General features: G+C 70.2%; 10 protein-coding genes. 6 read left to right on the top strand and 4 right to left on the bottom strand.

Annotated features, from left to right (window positions below; translation table 11 throughout):
- The first annotated feature begins 74 nt into the window (after positions 1-74).
- Positions 75-581, top strand: coding sequence for a hypothetical protein (locus OCJ37_RS20250; RefSeq protein WP_263111472.1), 507 nt, complete (start codon positions 75-77; stop codon positions 579-581).
- Positions 582-705: 124 nt separating this feature from the next.
- Positions 706-1,092, top strand: coding sequence for a VOC family protein (locus OCJ37_RS20255; protein WP_263111473.1), 387 nt, complete (start codon positions 706-708; stop codon positions 1,090-1,092).
- Positions 1,093-1,763: 671 nt separating this feature from the next.
- Here the strand turns inward: OCJ37_RS20255 and uvrD are convergent.
- The 4 genes from uvrD to OCJ37_RS20275 all read right to left on the bottom strand — a co-directional run bounded on the left by uvrD (position 1,764) and on the right by OCJ37_RS20275 (position 8,569).
- Positions 1,764-3,965, bottom strand: coding sequence for a DNA helicase II (gene uvrD, locus OCJ37_RS20260; RefSeq protein WP_263111474.1), 2,202 nt, complete (start codon positions 3,963-3,965; stop codon positions 1,764-1,766).
- Between the two features lie 315 nt (positions 3,966-4,280).
- Entirely contained in the window at positions 4,281-5,714 is a 1,434-nt protein-coding gene (locus tag OCJ37_RS20265; protein ID WP_263111475.1) for an FAD/NAD(P)-binding protein, read from the bottom strand.
- A 114-nt stretch (positions 5,715-5,828) separates the two neighbouring features.
- Positions 5,829-7,247: a cardiolipin synthase gene (cls, locus tag OCJ37_RS20270; protein WP_263111476.1), complete on the bottom strand. Its 1,419-nt coding sequence runs from the start codon at positions 7,245-7,247 to the stop codon at positions 5,829-5,831.
- Positions 7,248-7,309: 62 nt separating this feature from the next.
- Complete coding sequence (locus OCJ37_RS20275) at positions 7,310-8,569, bottom strand: LysR family transcriptional regulator (RefSeq protein ID WP_317633202.1); 1,260 nt, start codon at positions 8,567-8,569, stop codon at positions 7,310-7,312.
- 100 nt (positions 8,570-8,669) lie between these two features.
- Between OCJ37_RS20275 and OCJ37_RS20280 the strand changes: the two genes are divergently transcribed.
- From OCJ37_RS20280 to OCJ37_RS20295, 4 genes are all read left to right on the top strand, one after another.
- Positions 8,670-9,344 carry a 4-carboxy-4-hydroxy-2-oxoadipate aldolase/oxaloacetate decarboxylase gene (locus OCJ37_RS20280; RefSeq protein WP_263111477.1) on the top strand — a complete coding sequence of 225 codons (675 nt, stop codon included), beginning with the start codon at positions 8,670-8,672 and terminating at the stop codon, positions 9,342-9,344.
- 73 nt (positions 9,345-9,417) lie between these two features.
- Positions 9,418-10,452: a 4-oxalomesaconate tautomerase gene (locus tag OCJ37_RS20285; protein WP_263113750.1), complete on the top strand. Its 1,035-nt coding sequence runs from the start codon at positions 9,418-9,420 to the stop codon at positions 10,450-10,452.
- Between the two features lie 35 nt (positions 10,453-10,487).
- Complete coding sequence (gene dctA, locus OCJ37_RS20290) at positions 10,488-11,801, top strand: C4-dicarboxylate transporter DctA (RefSeq protein WP_263111478.1); 1,314 nt, start codon at positions 10,488-10,490, stop codon at positions 11,799-11,801.
- A gap of 71 nt (positions 11,802-11,872) precedes the next feature.
- On the top strand, positions 11,873-13,207 hold the full coding sequence (locus tag OCJ37_RS20295) for a carbohydrate porin (protein WP_263111479.1): 1,335 nt from the start codon (positions 11,873-11,875) through the stop codon (positions 13,205-13,207).
- Positions 13,208-13,223: the final 16 nt, after the last annotated feature.

A 13,223-nucleotide genomic window follows, 5' to 3' on the forward strand; every position in this document is an offset into this window, starting at 1 on the left:
GTGTGCGCGCCCTACTGCCGATCGACCCGTTGGCTTCCTCGTCCACTGCAGCCGTAACATCCTTGGGAGGTCGCATGAAAATGCTGTTTTCCGTCGCATTGGCGGCGGTCTTGATCCCGTGCTCGCCTGCGCACGCCGATTCGCCGAAGCCCTCGCCCTTGCTCGGCAGTTGGGCCGTGGATGTTTCGCGGTTGCCGATGCCGCCGCAGGAGCGGCCGAAGAGCGTCACCCTGACATTCGGCGAGGCCGGCAAAGGCAAGTGGGTCGCAAAGGTCGACATCATCGATCAGGGCGGAGGAAAGATGCATGCCGAAGGCGTCGCCGCCCTCGACGGACGCGCCACCCCGGTGAAGAACAATTTCGAAGCCGACACCTTCGCCTTGCGGACGCCTGCGTCCAATGTCCTGGTGATGATGCTGGCCAAGGACAGAAGCGCGGCATCGACTCGCATCTACACCGTTGCCCCGGATGGCCGATCGATGACCGAGATCGTCGCGGCGTTCGCGCCGGACGGCAGCCCGACGATGCGCACCAATTATTTCACCCGCCTCCCGACACCAGCGGCGCCGCCACGCCGCTGAGGCAGGCGCTATTCAACCGACCCGGGCCGGGCGCCGCGCCGGGGGCGCGTGGCACGCGGCGCTCCGCTCTGCCCGAAAGCGCATCCCATGCGCCTTCGCCATCCATTCTTTTCCGGAGGTTGCAATGAAGCGAGTCACCGGCATTGGCGGCATCTTCTTCAAGGCCCACGACGCTGCGGCGCTGCAGGCCTGGTACAAGCGGCATCTGGGCATCGATGTGCAGGAATGGGGCGGCACCGCGTTCGCCTGGACCGACGGCACAGGCCAGCCGGTGGCCGGCAGCACCATCTGGTCGATCGGCTCCGCGCAGGGCGAGCAGTTCGCGCCCAGCACGGCGCCTTTCATGATCAATTACCGGGTGGACGATCTGCACGCCCTGGTGAAGGTGTTGCGCGAGGAAGGCTGCAACGTGCTCGACAGGGTGGACGATTCCGAATACGGGAAATTCGCCTGGGTGATCGACCCGGAAGGCAACAAGGTGGAGCTTTGGCAGCCGCCTGCGGGGCAGTGATTGCACATCCGTGTGGCCCGCAGAACGCCGGACATCCAACACCACTCCTGTTGCCCCTGCCGGGTCATCGGCAAGACTTGCGGCGAGCTTGCCGGATGCACGGGGGCTGCGGCGCCGCCCGACTCCGAAGCCGGGTGGCTGCATAGCATCGTTCGTCGCGGCTGAAGTCGCTTCCACAAGGGACATGCGACGCGTTGACTGGTGCACTGTAGGAGGGACTTCAGTCCCGACTGTTCCCGAAGCCGGATGCCGGTATGGCGTCGTTCGTCGCGACTGAAGTCGCTCCCACAAGGGACTTGCGGCGCGTTGGCTGGTGCACTGTAGGAGGGACTTCAGTCCCGACTGTTCCCGAAGCCGGATGGCTACATGGCGTCGTTCGTCGCGGCTGAAGCCGCTCCTACAAAGGACTTGTGGCGAACTGGCGGGGTGCACTGTGGGAGGGCCGCAGTCCCGACTGCTTCCGAAGCTGGATGGCTGAAGCCGCCTCTACAGACACTCGTAGCGATGTGACTGGGTGCACTGTGGGAGGGACTTCAGTCCCGACTGCTTCCGAAGTCGGGGCTGACACGGCTGCGTGCGCCTTGCGGTGCCGCGCGCCATCGGTGCCATGGTCGGGGCGGCAATGCACTCGCCGCCCTTGCACTAACGAAACGCGATACAGCGCCCAGCCGTCAGATCACCGTCAGATTCGCGTACGCCATCACCAACCACTTCGCGCCGACTTCGTCGAACTGCACCTGCACGCGGGCGTGGGCGCCGTTGCCTTCGTAGTCCACGACCACGCCGCCACCGAACTTGGGGTGCTGCACGTTGGCGCCGAGCTTGATCGCCGGCGCTTCGATGACGCTGTGGCCGAGGTTGCGCTGCGCGCCCAGCGAGGCGGTGCGCGACACCTGCACCTTCGGCCGCACTTCGTGCAGCAGCTCGCGCGGAATCTCGCGCAGGAAGCGCGAAGGCACGTTGTAGTTGTCCTGGCCGTGGATGCGCCGCGACTCGGCATAGCTGAGCACCAGCTTGTGGCGGGCGCGGGTGATGCCGACGTACGCCAGGCGCCGCTCCTCCTCCAGCCGCCCGCTCTCTTCCAGCGAACGCGCGCTCGGGAACAGGCCGTCCTCCATGCCGGCCAGGAACACCAGCGGGAATTCCAGGCCCTTGGCCGAGTGCAGGGTCATCAGCTGCACGCCGTCCTCGCCGGCCTGGGCCTGGCCTTCGCCGGCCTCCAGCGAGGCGTAGGCCAGGAACGCGACCAGTTCGGTCATCGCCTGGCGGCCTTCGTCGGCGTCGTCCTCGCCGTCGGCGCGGACGAAGCGCGACGCGACCGAGACCAGTTCGTCGAGGTTGTCGGTGCGCGATTCCGAATCCAGCCCGCCGCGGCTTTCCTTGCTCCAGTGCTCGCGCAGCGTCGAGCGCGCCAGCACCTGGTCGATCTGCTCGGGCAGCGGCAGGCCGGCCACCTCGGCGGACAGCTGCTCGATCAGGCCCAGGAACTGCGCCAGGGCGTTGCGCGCGCGCGCCGCGAGGTCGCCACCCTGCTGCGTGGCCTGCTGCGCGGCGGCCCACAGCGACAGCGACTGCGCGCGCGCCAGGCGCCGCACTTCGTCCAGGGTGCGATCGCCGATGCCGCGGGTCGGCGTGTTCACCGCGCGCTCGAACGCCGCGTCGTCGGCGCGGTTGGCGACCAGCCGCAGGTAGGCCAGGGTGTCCTTGATTTCGGCGCGCTCGAAGAAGCGCATGCCGCCATAGACCCGGTACGGCACCTGCTCGGCGATCAGCGATTCTTCAAAGGCGCGCGACTGCGCATTGCTGCGGTAGAGCACCGCCGCCTCGCTGTAGCTGCCGCCGTCGCGCACCCACTGGCGCACGCGCTCGACCACGTAGCGCGCCTCGTCGATCTCGTTGTAGGCCGCGTACAGGTCGATCGGGTCGCCGTCGCCCGAATCGGTCCACAGCTGCTTGCCGATGCGGTCCGGGTTGTGCGCGATCACCGCGTTGGCGGCGTTGAGGATGTTGGCGCTGGAGCGGTAGTTCTGCTCCAGGCGGATGGTCTGCGCGTTCGGGAAATCCTTCAGGAAGCGCTGCACGTTCTCGACCTTGGCGCCGCGCCAGCCGTAGATCGCCTGGTCGTCGTCGCCGACCACGAACACGCGCCCGGTGTCGCCGGCGAGCACGCGTACGAACGCGTACTGGATCGCGTTGGTGTCCTGGAACTCGTCGACCAGGATCTCGCCGAAGCGGCTGCGGTAATGCGCCAGCAGCGCCGGGTTGTCGCGCAGCAGTTCGTGCGCGCGCAGCAGCAGCTCGGCGAAATCGACCAGGCCCGCCCGGTCGCAGCGCTCCTGGTACAGCGCGTAGGCGCTGCGCAGGGTGCTGGTCCACTCGTCGCGCGGCTCGGGCTGGATGTGCTGCGCGCGCCGGCCCTCGTCCTTCTGCTGGTTGATCCACCACACGATCTGCTTGGGCGGGAACTTGCCCTCGTCCAGCTCCAGCTGCTGCACGACGCGCTTGACCAGCCGCAGCTGGTCGTCCGAATCGAGCACCTGGAAGCTTTCCGGCAACTTCGCGTCCTGCCAGTGCAGGCGCAGCAGGCGGTGCGCCAGGCCGTGGAAGGTGCCGATCCACATGCCGCGGCTGCCGTTGCGCAGCTGCAGGTCGGTGCGGTGGCGCATCTCGCCGGCCGCCTTGTTGGTGAAGGTGACCGCGAAGATGCCGTGCACCGGCACGCCGTGGACTTCATTGAGCCAGGCGATGCGGTGGGTGAGCACGCGCGTCTTGCCGGACCCGGCGCCGGCCAGCACCAGGTAATGGCCGGACGGTGCGGAGACGGCCTCGCGCTGGGCGGGGTTCAGATCATCGAGCAAATGGGAGACATCCACCCGGGTATTTTACCGGTTGCGGCGGCGCATCGGCTGCGACGGCAGGCGCCGCCGCAAAAAAAGTTCGGCAGCACGCACGGTCGACCTGCCGGGAACCGGCGTTCGGCCCACGAAACCACGCTTTCGCGTGCGTCCGTACGGTGGCGAAGAACGCCCAACACGTTTCGGCAGATGTTCACGCGCCACTAACCTGGGGGCGCGACTTCAGTCGCGACGGGCTCCACCGGTAAAGCCCGTCGCGACCGAAGCCGCTCCCACAGCGGCCGGCGGTACGCTGGCGCGCTGCGCAAGCGCCCTGCCGCCGCCAAGCCACCGTCACTTCGTGCCGGCGCTCGCCGGCAGCAGCTCGCGCAGCAACGCCTGTGCCTGCTGTTGCGCCTGCACGCGCAGTTCCGGGATCGCCAGGCTTTCCCACAGGCTGCCGATACGCAGGCTGCCGAGCACGCGGATGCGCGGATCGGCGCGGCCGTCGGCGTCGCGCAGCGCGCCGTCGGGCGCGGTGGCCACGCCGATGCCGTGCGGGCCGGGCATGGCGTGACCGCAACCCAGCAGCTGGTGCAGCAGCGGGCTGCGCATGGTCTGCGCACGCAGTTCCACGCCGGTGGCGTTGACCAGGTAATGGGCGTCCAGTTGCAGCGCCAGGCCGTCGGGGCCGACCGCGTTGACCTGCACGCAGGCGCCGACCGGGAACACCGTGTCCAGCCGCGCGCGGTGCACGCGCAGCTGGCCGGCTTGGCGCATCGCCTGCAACTGATCGAATACCGGCGCGGCGATGCGGTGCCGGTGCACGTCCCAGTAGCGCACCGCATGGCGCAGGAAACGGCGTTGCTCGGTGGCCGACAGCGATTGCCACAGCGCCTGGCCCAGCGGCCGCAGCCGATCCATCACGCTCTGCCACGGCAGGCCGCGCGCCTGCGCGGCGGCCGCATGCCGGCGCAGCGCGCGCAGGCGGTGGCGCAACGGCAGCGCCAGCAACGGCTGCGGGTCGAAATCGGCCGCCGCGTGGTCGGCGTGCACGACATGCGGCAGCGGCAGCAAGGCATGCCGCGAGATCACGTGCACCGGGCCGCGATGCGCATTGGCCAGCAGGGTCAGCACGCTGTCGGCCATGCTCAGGCCGGCGCCGACGATGCACACGGTGGCCTCGCGCGGGATGGCGCGCAGCTGGGCGTGGTTCCAGGCGTCCACGCGCGCCTGCGCGGGCAGGCTGGAGGCGCCGCGCGCCGGCAGCGGACGCAGGCTGTTGCCCAGCGCCAGCACCGTCGCCTGCGCGCGCAGCGTAGCGCCGCCGTGCAGCCGCAATGCCTGGCCCCGGTCGTCGCGGTCCAGCGCCAGCGCCCGCTCCTGCCGCCATTGCAGCTGCGCCGGGCTTGCGGCCTGCGCCTGCGCCAGGCGCGCGCGCAGGTAATCGGCGTAGTGGCGGCGTTGCACGTAGGCCTGCGCCAGCGCGGCGCGGTCCAGCGCCGGATACAGGGCCTGCTGCTGCAGCCAGTCGAGGAAATCGTCGGGCAGCTCGGCGAAGGCGCTCATGCGCCCGGCCGGCACGTTCAGCAGGTGCTCCGCGCAGGGCGTCGCATAGGCCACGCCCTGCGCCAGCGCGGCCTGCGGTTCGACCAGCTGCAGCCGCAGCGCGCGCGTGGCCTGACGCAGCACCTGCAACGCGACCAGGGTGCCGGCCGCACCGCCGCCGACGATGGCGATATCGCAGTCGCAGTCGCCATCGGATGCAGTGGGCAGCAGGTCGCTCATGCCGGCGATTGTAAGGGATGCCCGCGCCGGCTCCGTTCGCGACTGAGAACCATCGCGCATGTGGCGACAAGGATCGCGCATGGCGGCGACATCATGCTGTCACCTGCGCGCATTTCACATCAGCGCGTCGGCCAGCCGCGCGATGCCTTCGCGGCTGCGCCGCCATGCCGGGCGCTTGCGCCACGCCGCCAGCGACAGGACGCGCGCATCGGCCAGGTAATCGGCCTCCACCGCGCGCAGCCGCTTCACCACCTCGCTGCAATAGCACAGCACGCCGATCTCCGCGTTCAGCGCGAAGGAGCGGATGTCCAGATTGATCGAGCCGACCAGGGCGATGCCTTCGTCCACGCTCAGGTGCTTGGCGTGCAGGAAGCACGGCCGGTACAGCGCGATCTTGACCCCGCTGCGCAGCAACTCGTCGTAGTAGGCCTCCTGCGCCCAGGCGGTGAGCCGCTGGTTGCTGCTCTCCGACAGGATCAGCTGCACGTCCACCCCGGACAGCGCGGCGATGCGCAGGGCGCTGAGCGTGGCCTCGTCCGGCACGAAGTACGGCGTCACCATCACGATCCGCCGCCGCGCCAGGTGGATCAGCGCATTGACCGCATCGCGCGCGTTCTCGAACGGATACGCCGGGCCGCTGGGCAGCAACTGGGTGGCGGTGTCGGCCCCGTGCACCGCGGTGACCTCGGTCACGCGCAGGCGCTGCCCGGTCTCGATGAACCAGTCGCTGGCGAACACCGCCTCCAGGTGCGCGACCACCGGCCCCTGCACCCGCGCCACCAGCTCGCGGTTGGGGTGGCCGCGCACGAACTCGGCGGCGGCCAGGTTCTGCGAGCCGATGTAGCCGACGCGGTTGTCGATCACCGCGATCTTGCGGTGGTTGCGCAGGTCCATGCGCCCGCTGCGGCGCCAGCGCAGCCCGCCCGGCAGCAGCGCCTGCACCTCGACCCCCGCCGCACGCAGGCGCTTGCGATAGCGGCGCAGGCCGCGGCGGCCGCCGCGCGCGTCGAGCAGCAGGCGGCAGCGCACGCCACGCGCGGCGGCGCGCAGCAACGCGGCCACCACCGCGTCGCCGACCGCATCGTCGAACATCAGGTAGTACAGCAGGTGCACGCGCTCCACCGCCGCATCGATGTCGTCGATCAGCGCCTGCAACGAGGCCGCGTAGCGGTCCAGCAGTTCCACCGTGTTGCCGTGGGTCGGCATGAAGTCGCCCTGGCGCTCGATCAGCGGCACCACCTCGGCGATCGCGGTGTCGGCCGGCGGGGTCCAGCGCAACGCGGTCAGCGGCACCTGCTGCTCGCGGATCACCTGCGAGGCCTGCGCCTGGCGCTGGATGCGCTCGCGCGACAGCCACGGATGGCCGAGCAGCAGATACAGCGGCAGCCCCAGCACCGGCACGAAGCCCACCAGCAGCAGCCAGCTGCGCGCCGCGCCGGGCGTGGTCCGCGCAGGGATCCACAACAGCGCCACCAGCCGGATCAGCCAGTCCAGCGCCAGCAGCCAGGTGCCTTCCAACCAGAACGGCAGCATCGCGACCCTTCGCAAGCCAAGTCGCCCGATTCTGCGGGCTGCGGCGGCAAACGCAAGCCTTCTCAGCGGTCCGGCGCCGGATGCCGGAACGGCCACGGGGCCAGCGCCGGCGATGCCTCGCGTTCGGCGCATACCCTGCGGAAGGTGGCCACGAACGCCGACTGCAGCCGCGTGGGATGCCAGTCGGCGCGCGTGGTCATGCCGATCCTGCGGCGCACGCTCGGGCCCGCCGTGCCGATTTCGCACAGCAGGCCGGCGCGGCGCTCGAACAGGAACTGGTCGCGCGACATCAGCGTCAGCCAGTCGTCCTCCAGCAACAGGCCGCGGATGATCAGCACTGAGCCGCACTCGATGCGCAAGCGCGGCGGCTCCAGCGCCTGCTCGCGGAACATGCGCTCCCAGCGCGCGCGCACCGGCGCGCCGGTGGCGGCCACCACCCACGGAAACTCCAGCAGCCGCGCGAAGCCGAAATCGCGCCCGGCCAGCGGATGCCCGGCGCGGCCGACGATGACCGGGTCGTCGTCGAACAGGCCTTCCTGCACCACGTCGCGCACCGGCAAGCGGTCGCGCAGCGCACCGATCAGCAGATCCAACCCGCCTTCGCGCAGATGCCCGAGCAATTCCGCGTACGGGCCTTCCACCACGTTCACGGTGGCGCCGGGGTGCGCGCGCGCGAAGCGCGCCAGCACCTGCGGCAGCAGGATCGCGCGCGCCAGCGGCATCACCCCCAGGGTGACGCGGCCGGCGTCCTTGGAGCGCAGCCCGGCCACTTCCTCCATGCCGGCGCCCAGTTCGGACAGCGCCAGCCGCACCAGCCTGAGCATGCGCATGGCCGCCGGCGTGGGCTGCACGGTCCTGCCGCGACGCACTGTCAGCGGCACTTCGATCGCCTCGGCCAGCTCGTGCACCGCGCGGTAGATCGCCGGCTGCGACACGCCCGAGCGTTCCGCCGCCAGCGAATAGCTGCCGGCGGTGTCGACCGCGGCCAGCGCGCGCAGCTGGCCCAGCGTCACCCGCCGCTCCACCGCCGCGATCGCCGGCAGGCGCTGCGAACGCCGCGCCAGCTGCACGCCGCGGGCGATGTAGCCCAGTGCGCGCTCGATCCGCGGCACCAGCAGCTGCGCCGCCTCGGTGGCGGCCATGCCGCCGGGCTGGCGGTCGAACAGGGCCAGGCCGAACTGGCTTTCCAGGCGTGCGACCGCCTGCGTCAATGCCGGTTGCGAGAGATTGACCAGCGGCGCGGCCGCGCTGATGCCGCCGACGTGGCGCACCACGGCCAGCGCGTGCAGGTGCCGCAGGTTGAGTTCGGTTTTCGCTTGCACGTCCGAACTATAACCAAAGCCAATGGGCGTGTCGCAAAACGATCTTGAGCTGTACGAGGTTCCACACACAGACTTCGCCACCCCTAACGAGGATGGATGGATGTCCAAGGTCGTCACCCGGATCGAGCGCGCCGCGCCGGCACTGCTCCACGGCCTGGCCCAGGTCGGCGTCGCCACCGCGCACGAGGCGCAGGGGCGCAACGGCCTGCTGCACCACCGGCTGCGGCCCGTCTATGCCGGCGCACGCATCGCCGGCAGTGCGGTCACCGTGTCGGTGCCGCCGGGCGACAACTGGATGATGCACGTGGCGATCGAGCAGCTGCGCGACGGCGACGTGCTGGTGGTGGCGCCGACCAGCGACTGCTGCGATGGTTATTTCGGCGACCTGCTCGCCACCTCGGCGCAGGCGCGCGGCTGCCGCGGCCTGATCATCGATGCCGGGGTGCGCGACGTGCGCGACCTCACCGCGATGCGCTTCCCGGTCTGGAGCCGCGCGATCTGCGCGCAGGGCACGGTCAAGGAGACGCTGGGCTCGGTCAACCTGCCGCTGGTCTGCGCCGGCGCGCTGGTGCAGCCCGGCGACGTGGTCGTGGCCGACGACGACGGGGTCTGCGTGGTGCCGCGCGCCGATGCCGCGCGCGTGCTGGCCGAGGCGCAGGCGCGCGAGGCGCGCGAACAGGCCAAACGCGCGCGCCTGGCCAACGGCGAGCTCGGCCTGGACATCTACGCCATGCGCGAGCGCCTGGCGGCCAAGGGGCTGACCTATGTCGACTGACCCGGTGCGCGCAACCACGCCGGCGCCAGCCGCGACGGCGGCGCGCGATCCGCACGGACACGGCGTGCGTGCGATGTGGATGCGCGGCGGCACCTCCAAGGGCGGCTTCTTCCTGGCCGACGACCTGCCGGCCGACGTCGCCGCGCGCGATGCGTTCCTGCTGCGCGCCTACGGCTCGCCGGATGCGCGCCAGATCGACGGCATGGGCGGCGCCGATCCGCTGACCTCCAAGGTCGCGGTGGTATCGCGCTCCAGCCGCGACGACGCAGATGTCGACTACCTGTTCCTGCAGGTCTCCGTCGAGCAGGCGCTGGTCAGCGATGCGCAGAACTGCGGCAACATGCTCGCCGCGGTCGGCCCGTTCGCGCTCGAGCGCGGCCTGGTCGCCGCCAGCGGCGAGCGCACCGACGTGCGCATCTTCATGCGCAACACCGGCAAGCTCGCCACCGCCACGGTGGAGACGCCCGGCGGCCGCGTGCGCTACGACGGCGACGCGCGCATCGATGGCGTGCCCGGCAGCGCCGCGCCGGTCCCGCTGGCGTTCGCCGATATCGCCGGTTCGTCCTGCGGCGCGTTGCTGCCCAGCGGCAACGCGGTGGACACGATCGACGGCATCGCGGTGACGCTGATCGACAACGGCATGCCGTGCGTGGTGCTGCGCGCCAGCGACGTCGGCATCAGCGGCTACGAAGACCGCGCCACGCTCGACGCCGACGCGGCGCTGAAGGCGCGGCTGGAGGCGATCCGCCTGCAGGCCGGCCCGCGCATGCGCCTGGGCGAGGTCGCCGACAAGACCGTGCCGAAGATGATGCTGGTCGCCGCGCCGCGCGACGGCGGCACGATCTGCGTGCGCTCGTTCATCCCGCACCGCTGCCATGCCTCGATCGGCGTGCTCGGCGCGGTCAGCGTCGCCAGCGCCTGCCTGTTGCCGGCGTCGCCGGCGCATGCGCTGGCGACGCTGCCCGGCGGGCGCCGCCAACAGCTCCAAGTCGAGCACCCCAGCGGCAGTACCGCCTGCGTGATCGATCTCGACGAACACGGCGCGGTGGTCCGCGCCGCGGTCCTGCGCACCGCACGCAAGCTCTTCGACGGCCGCCTGTTCGACTGAACCGGCGTACACCATCATTGCCTGGGAGGGTAGTCATGACAATCGTGGAGAAGCGGCCGCGCCGCTTCGGAATCTTCGGGCAACTCTGGTTCCAGGTGCTGATCGGCACGCTGATCGGCGTGTTGCTGGGCTGGCTTGCGCCGGGCACCGGCACTGCGATGAAACCGTTCGGCGATGCCTTCATCAAGCTGATCCGGATGATGATCGGACCGATCATCTTCGTCACCGTGGTGCACGGCATCGCCGGCATGCGCGACATGCGCAGCGTGGGCCGGCTGGCACTGAAGTCGCTGATCTACTTCGAGGCGATCACCATCCTGGCGCTGATCGTCGGCCTGGTCGCGGTCGACCTGTGGCAACCCGGCGCCGGCATGAACATCGACCCGGCCAGCCTGGACGGCAGCAGCATCAAGAACTACGTCAACACCGCGCACGATCAGTCGGTCACCGCGTACCTGATGAACATCATCCCCACCACGCTGGTCAGCGCGTTCACCGAGGCGCACGTGCTGCAGGTGCTGTTCGTGTCGGTGCTGTTCGGAGTGGGCCTGGCGGCGATCGGCGAGCGCGGCGAGCCGGTGATGCGGGTGATCGAAGGCACGTCGCAGACGCTGTTCCGGGTCATCGGCTACGTCATGTACTTCGCTCCGGTCGGCGCGTTCGGCGCGATCGCCTTCACCGTCGGACAGTTCGGCGCCGACTCGCTGATGGCGCTGGGCGAACTGATCATCGAGTTCTTCTTGGTCTGCGCGCTGTTCACCGCGGTCGTGCTCGGCGCGGTGTGCTGGTGGTGCGGGGTCAGCCTGTGGCGGCTGCTGGTGTACATCCGCGACGAGATCGTCATCGTCGCCGCCACCACCTCCACCGAGACGGTGCTGCCGCGGCTGATCGAGAAGATGAAGGCGCTCGGCTGCGAGGAGGGCGTGGTCGGCTTCGTGATCCCCGCCGGCTATTCGTTCAACCTCGACGGCACCTGCCTGTACCTGACCACGGTGGCGGTGTTCCTGGCCCAGGCGACCAACACGCCGCTGACCGTCTGGCACGAACTGGGCCTGATCGCGGTACTGCTGCTCACCTCCAAGGGCGCGGCCGGGGTGGCCGGCGCGGCATTCGTGGTGCTGGCGGCGACGCTGTCCACCACCGGCACCATCCCGGTGGCGAGCATCGCGCTGATCCTGGGCATCCACCGCATCCTGGCCGAAGGCCTGACCTTCGTGAACCTGGTCGGCAACTCGGTGGCCACCATCGTGATCGCCAAGTGGGAGGGCAAGCTCGACCACGCCGTGCTCGCCGAACGCGTCGGCAACCGCGCGCTGCGCCGCCGCTACCTGGCCGCCACCACGCCCTGATCGCATGCCCCGGTCGCACCGGGGCGCCGCCCGAACCGTCGTTCCGGCCGCCAGGCCGGACAGGAGGCTCCGTGTCTCGCATCACCCCTTCCTCGCTGACCCTGCTGCTGGGCGGACTCGCCGGCGGCGGCATCGCACCGGCGCTGGCGCAGGTCCAGACCGCCCCGCCGTCCACGCCGGCCGCCAAGGTCAAGGCCGGCAAGGCGCCGGACGGCATCGATCTGACCTTCGACTTCGTCGGCAACCTGGCCGGCAATCCGGTCGGCGGCGTCGATCAGGGCACCGCCGCCTCGTACTGGTTCATGGCCCAGTCCAGGCTCGACCTGGACACGCTGTTCGGCGTGCGCAAAACCGAGGTCGACGTGCAGGCCGCGTGGTTCGCCGGCGACAACCTGGCGCGCGAGGAGATCGGCAGCTCGATCAGCGTGCAGCAGACCTGGCGCCCGGTCGCCGGCGGGCGCCTGACCCGGCTCACCGTCAAGCACCGCTTCGACAACGGGCTGAGCGTCACCCTCGGCCGCGCGCCGTTGAACAGCTACTTCAACAATTCGCCGCTCAACTGCGCGTTCATGAGCAACGCGATCTGCCTGACGCCGTTCGGCCCGATCACCGACATCGGCATCACCGCCTACCCCAACTCCTCGTGGGCGGCGATGCTGCGCTACGACGTCGATGCGCGCTGGTACGCACAGGCCGGCGTGTTCGACTACGACAACGCGCTCAACGCCGCCGGCAAGAACGGCGTGGACTTCTCGCTCGGCAAAGGCACCGGCACCCTCAGCGCCGGCGAGATCGGCTACCAGACCAGCTTCGCCAACGCGCGCCTGCCGCGTACCGTCCGCATCGGCGCCTATCGCAACAGCGACGGCGGCAAGAGCCCGTACTTCGACGTCAACGGCAACTCGGCCGGGCGCACCGGCAAGGCCTTCGCCAGCCTGGACGGCGCCCGCACCGGCGCCTACGCGATGCTCGACCAGACCGTGTGGCGCGGCGCGGGCAAGCGCAACCTGGCGCTGTTCGGGCGCTACTTCGTCAACACCGGCAACGTCGCTCCAGTGCAGTACTTCGCCGCCGCGGGGCTGGTGAAGACCGGCACCTTCGCCGGCCGCGACCAGGACACGTTCGCGATGTTCGTCTCCGATACCCACTTCGACCCCGAGCAGATGGCCTACCTGCGCGACCGCCGCATCCGCCACGGCGGCAGCGGCACGCCGCACAACGACGAGATCCTGGGCGAGATCAGCTACGGCTACGCGCTGCGTCCCGGCATCGTGCTGATGCCCAACATTCAGTACGTGATCAATCCCGATCCGATCTACGCCCCCACCCGCACCACCGACATCCCCGATGCGCTGATCCTGGGATTGCGCGTGGACGTGCATTTCGCCCAGCTGTTCGGCTGGTGACTCCTCCCCTCCCCCA

The sequence above is a fragment of the Xanthomonas sp. AM6 genome (assembly GCF_025665335.1).
Classification (GTDB): Bacteria; Pseudomonadota; Gammaproteobacteria; order Xanthomonadales; family Xanthomonadaceae; genus Xanthomonas_A.